This window comes from Robinsoniella sp. (genome assembly GCF_034124845.1).
Genome location: NZ_JAWYAJ010000221.1, coordinates 1 through 4853 on the forward strand (window position 1 = coordinate 1; position 4853 = coordinate 4853).

Consider the following 4853-nt stretch of genomic DNA (forward strand, 5'->3'; position numbering starts at 1 on the left):
CAAGACACCGCTTACTCAGGCACTGAAAGGTGAGACCATCCATTACCATAAAACGCAATACATAAATCACTTTGATGTTGTAATAGACACGCCAGGGGAATACGCGGAGACGAACCGTCTGGGACGTGCCCTTGCGCTTTATGCCTATGAGGCAGATGTGGTAGGACTTTTAATCAATGCAGATGAACCGTATTCCCTGTTTCCTCCTTGCGTCACAGCGTGTTCCACCAGGCCGGTAATCGGTATTGTAACTCAGATCGATTCTCCTACCGGAGACCCTGACCAGGCAGAACGCTGGCTCCGGCTCTCAGGATGTGAGACAGTATTTCGCGTAAGCTCCTATACAGGAGAAGGAATCTGGCAGATCCTGGATTATCTAAGAGATCCCGGTGATGTGCTGCCCTGGGATAAAGACGAAGCAGAAAAACCCAGGAAGATACTTTCAACAAAGTTTGCAGATGAAGAAGAAAAAGAATAATCTATGAAAATAGGGGATGAAAGCCTGGTGTTTACATACCTTTTTTGGAGTGTTTTTTAAACAGCATTCCGGGATTGGGTGAATGTCAGGCTTTTTATAATGAAAAACAATTACCGGCATAAGCTATAGTTTCAGTTGACAGAATCAAAGGTAAATAATATAATAATTTGTAGAAAAATAGAGTCAATATAAGTTCCTGCTGGAAGGCGGGTCTGAAAAATGATTCCCGCCATCTGCACGCCTCACTTTGTGGCATGTTTGCTTCGAATTCAGGTTACGTAGCCCGCTACGTGCCCTTCATTTGGAACAAATTTCCCGCAAACTGTGACGTACATTTGTCAGAAAGCATTTTCAGACATGTCCTAGCAGGATAATAGGGAAGACGGGTGAAAGTCCCGCACAAGTCCGTTACTGTATAGTCAGATACCTGCTTATGTTGTTTGCATTGTATTTCCCTGCGGCAACCGGGGAGTATATTTTTTGTATGGAACCGTTGTCTTATAGTGTATTTGACAACGGATTTTTTGTTGTACCTGTCAGAATGTTGTAGTGTAAAAGGCATTCTGCCAGCGCCAGCGAAATGGAAAGGATCATATATGGATCAGGATAACGGATTACAGGATTATTATATAATAAAAAATAATAAAAAGCTCAGATACGGCTATACTACAGGCTCCTGTGCAGCAGCGGCAGCAAAGGCGGCAGTGACGATGCTCCTGATGAAAAAAGATGTGGGTACAGTCGATTTGATGACTCCAAAGGGAATTTTACTACATTTAAACCTGGAAGAGATTAAACGCAGTGAGAGCCAGGTATCCTGTGCGGTAAGGAAGGATGGGGGAGACGATCCTGACGCTACAACAGGCACTCTTGTCTATGCAAAAGTATGGAAAACATTAGAAGCAGGGGTCACTATAGATGGCGGAAAGGGTGTTGGACGGGTTACGAAGAAGGGATTGGAGCAGCCGGTAGGCGCAGCTGCCATTAACAGGGTGCCCCGCCAGATGATCCGGGAAGCTGTCACAGACATTTGTGAAGAACAGGATTATCACGGGGGAATTGCAGTGGAAATTTCCATACCGGAAGGAGTGGAAATTGCCAAAAAAACATTTAATCCCAGGCTTGGCATTGAAGGGGGCATTTCTGTACTGGGAACAAGCGGAATTGTAGTTCCCATGAGCGAAGCAGCATTAATTGCAAGTATACGTCTTGAAATGGAGATGAAGAAAGCAAATGGTGCAGAATACCTGGCCATTACTCCTGGTAATTATGGAGAAGCATTTTCCAAAGATCATCTGAATATCGATCTTACCAATTCCATGAAATGCAGCAATTATGTGGGCGACACCATTGATATGGCGGTGGAGCTTGGAATGAAAGGCATTTTGTTTATTGCACATATTGGGAAATTTATTAAGGTTGCGGGTGGGATTATGAATACTCATTCCAGATGCGCCGATTCCAGAGCCGAGATTATGGCTGCAAATGCGGTCAGAGCCGGAGCGCCAATAGAAGCAGTACAGAAAATATTGCAGACAATTACCACGGAAGAGGCTTTAGGGATCTTAAAGGACTATGGCTGCATGGAAGCGGTTATGGAGCATGTACTGGAAAAAATAGATTATTATTTAGATCACCGATCATATGGAAGTCTGAAAACAGGTGTTATTCTTTTTTCAAATGAATACGGTACCCTTGGCGTGACGAGCAGTGTTGAAGAATTAATGAGTCATTTTGTGCGGTCGCATAAAAGAATATTGGAAACAGACCGGTTATATTTGCGGGAGATGGTACAGGAGGATTTTCCGGATCTCTGCAAAATGCTAAAGGATGAGGAAGTAATGCGTGCTTACGAACATGCATTTGCAGACCGGGAGGCACACGAATGGCTGGATCGCCAGATTATGAGATATCAACAGTACGGGTTTGGCTTGTGGGCCGTCATTATAAAAGACAGCGATGAAATGATCGGGCAGTGCGGTATTACCATGCAGGACATAGAAGGCGTGGAGGTTCCGGAAGTGGGGTATCTGTTTCAAAAGGCATACTGGCATCAGGGATATGCTTCGGAAGCGGCGGCAGCCTGCAAAAAATATGCATTTGAAGTTTTAGAGGTACCGGAACTATATTCCATTATACGTGATACCAATATCCCATCCCAAAAGGTAGCCGTCAGAAATGGAATGACGCAAAAAGGACAGTTTGTGAAGCATTATTATGGTATAGATATGCCTCATTATATTTATTCGATAACAAGGGATCAGATTAACAATAGCTGAGAATATAACAGATAAATCAATAAGCAGAGCAGAAAGGAAGCTACGGGAAGGCAGCAAAGCGTTCCTTCCAAGCAAGTGGCAAAGGTTAAGAAAATGGCAGGTAAATTATTTGGTTTAGGAATCGGACCGGGGGACCCGGAATTACTCACCTTAAAAGCAGTCCGCATTATTCAGGAAAGCGATGTGATTGCAGTGCCGGGAAAAGTAAAAGAAGAAAGCGTTGCGTATCAGATAACAAAGCAGGCTGTAAAAGAGCTGGATGAGAAAGAGATCATTGCCGTACACATGCCAATGACAAAGGATCAAGAAAAACTGGAAAGCAGTCACAATGAGGGTGCTGACCAGGTAGAAAAATATTTAAAAGAAGGAAAAAATGTCGCCTTCTTAACACTGGGTGATCCAACGGTGTATTCCACTTATTTATATATACATAAAAGGATTCAGGACAGAGGATATGAAGTAGAGATCGTTAGCGGCATTACCTCATTTTGCGCTGTAGCTGCCCGATTAAATATCGGGTTGGTGGAAAAAGCGGAGCCTTTACATGTCATTCCGGCATCTTATCAAATCGAAGATGCTCTGAAGCTTCCGGGTACAAAGGTACTGATGAAGGCAGGCAAAAAAATGGCGATGGTAAAAGAAGAACTGCAAAAGAGAAATGAAAGAGCAGTTATGATTGAAAACTGCGGTATGGAAAACGAAAAAATCTACCGTTCCGTGGAAGAAATACCAGAAGATGCAGGATATTACTCATTAATTATTGCAAAGGAGAATTAAAATGGTACATTTTGTAGGAGCAGGTTCGGGAGCGGCAGATTTAATCACAGTCCGCGGGAAAAAATTATTGGAAGAGGCAGATGTTATCATTTATGCAGGTTCTCTTGTGAATCCGCAGCTTCTGGATTATAAAAAGGATGACTGCAGGGTTTATAACAGTGCAACGATGACGTTAGAAGAAGTATTAGAGGTTATGTTTGACACTGAGGAAAAAGGGCTTACTACGGTAAGACTGCATACGGGAGATCCCTGTCTGTACGGAGCTATTCGTGAACAGATGGATGTCCTGGATGAAAAAAAGATCAGGTACGATTACTGCCCGGGTGTGAGCTCCTTTAGTGGTGCAGCATCTGCACTGAATCTGGAATATACGCTGCCGAATGTATCACAAAGCGTTATCATTACCCGTATGGCAGGCCGTACTCCCGTTCCGGAAAAAGAAGAAATTGCATCGTTCGCAGCACATCAGGCGACCATGGTTGTATTCTTAAGTACCGGAATGCTGGAAAAGCTGTCAGAACGTTTAATTGCGGGCGGCTATACTGCGGATACCCCGGCTGCAATCGTATACAAGGCTACCTGGGAGGACGAGAAAGCATTTGTGTGCACAGTAGGGACACTTGCGAAAACAGCGGCAGAAAATCAGATTACAAAAACAGCCCTTATGATCATTGGCGATGTAGTCAGCCATAGCCATTATGACCGTTCAGAATTATACAATCCTGCATTTACAACAGAGTTCCGGGAAGCTAGTTCCGCGCGGAGAGCAAATACGCCGGGAGGCACTAGTACAACAGAGTAATTGCGGCACAGGATAGGAGTTTATATGAAATTAGCAATGATAAGTTTTACCGAACGTGGGAGCAGGCTCTGCCGCAATTTGTCAGAGGCCCTGGAATTGCAGGGGTACTGCTGTGAGGCTTATGCAATGAAAAAGTACGCCGAACCACATCAGCTGATCCCTTTGACAAAGCCCCTTCAGGAATGGACGGGGGAGATGTTCGAAGAATGTGATGCCATTTGCTTTATTGGAGCGTCGGGAATTGCAGTCCGAAGCATTGCCCCGTTCGTCCGTGATAAGGCAAAGGATCCGGCAGTGGTAGTCATGGATGAAAAAGGAATATTTGTAATCTCGCTGTTATCTGGGCATCTGGGAGGCGCAAATGATCTGGCTGGGGTGCTTGCCAATTTAACAGGGGCCATACCGGTTATTACCACTGCTACGGATGTAAACGGAAAGTTTGCCGTAGACGTGTTTGCGAAGAAAAACAGATTATATATTGAAAATATGACGTATGCAAAGGAAATTTCGGCAGATG

Annotated in this window: 5 protein-coding genes, 1 pseudogene and 1 riboswitch; of the genes and pseudogenes, 5 read left to right on the plus strand and 1 reads right to left on the minus strand. The window is 44.2% G+C overall.

Going from position 1 to position 4853, the window contains the following annotated elements:
* On the plus strand, positions 1-478 hold a 478-nt coding region (locus tag ACH2DQ_RS10480), incomplete at its 5' end, for a EutP/PduV family microcompartment system protein (protein ID WP_395026677.1).
* 269 nt (positions 479-747) lie between these two features.
* Here the strand turns inward: ACH2DQ_RS10480 and ACH2DQ_RS10485 are convergent.
* A complete protein-coding gene (locus ACH2DQ_RS10485; protein WP_394912896.1) occupies positions 748-813 on the minus strand; it encodes a DUF6783 domain-containing protein in 66 nt (21 codons plus the stop codon).
* A 5-nt stretch (positions 814-818) separates the two neighbouring features.
* Positions 819-928, plus strand: a riboswitch (cobalamin riboswitch).
* Between the two features lie 146 nt (positions 929-1074).
* On the opposite strand from ACH2DQ_RS10485, the gene cbiD reads away from it, so the two are divergent.
* The 4 genes and pseudogenes from cbiD to ACH2DQ_RS10505 form a co-directional block, all read left to right on the plus strand.
* Positions 1075-2757 (plus strand): cobalt-precorrin-5B (C(1))-methyltransferase CbiD, encoded by a 1683-nt coding sequence (gene cbiD, locus ACH2DQ_RS10490; protein WP_394912824.1) that lies wholly within the window; start codon positions 1075-1077, stop codon positions 2755-2757.
* A gap of 93 nt (positions 2758-2850) precedes the next feature.
* Positions 2851-3534, plus strand: coding sequence for a precorrin-2 C(20)-methyltransferase (cobI, locus tag ACH2DQ_RS10495; RefSeq protein WP_394912823.1), 684 nt, complete (start codon positions 2851-2853; stop codon positions 3532-3534).
* Between the two features lies 1 nt (position 3535).
* Positions 3536-4336, plus strand: coding sequence for a precorrin-4 C(11)-methyltransferase (cobM, locus tag ACH2DQ_RS10500; protein WP_394912822.1), 801 nt, complete (start codon positions 3536-3538; stop codon positions 4334-4336).
* A 24-nt stretch (positions 4337-4360) separates the two neighbouring features.
* Positions 4361-4853 (plus strand): annotated as a pseudogene (locus ACH2DQ_RS10505) (cobalamin biosynthesis protein CbiG); the annotation flags it as partial.

Bases quoted from the DNA above. Each gene is read 5' to 3' on its own strand.
- cbiD (WP_394912824.1), top strand. From the start codon at position 1,075: ATGGATCAGGATAACGGATTACAGGATTATTATATAATAAAAAATAAT.
- cobI (WP_394912823.1), top strand. From the start codon at position 2,851: ATGGCAGGTAAATTATTTGGTTTAGGAATCGGACCGGGGGACCCGGAA.
- cobM (WP_394912822.1), top strand. From the start codon at position 3,536: ATGGTACATTTTGTAGGAGCAGGTTCGGGAGCGGCAGATTTAATCACA.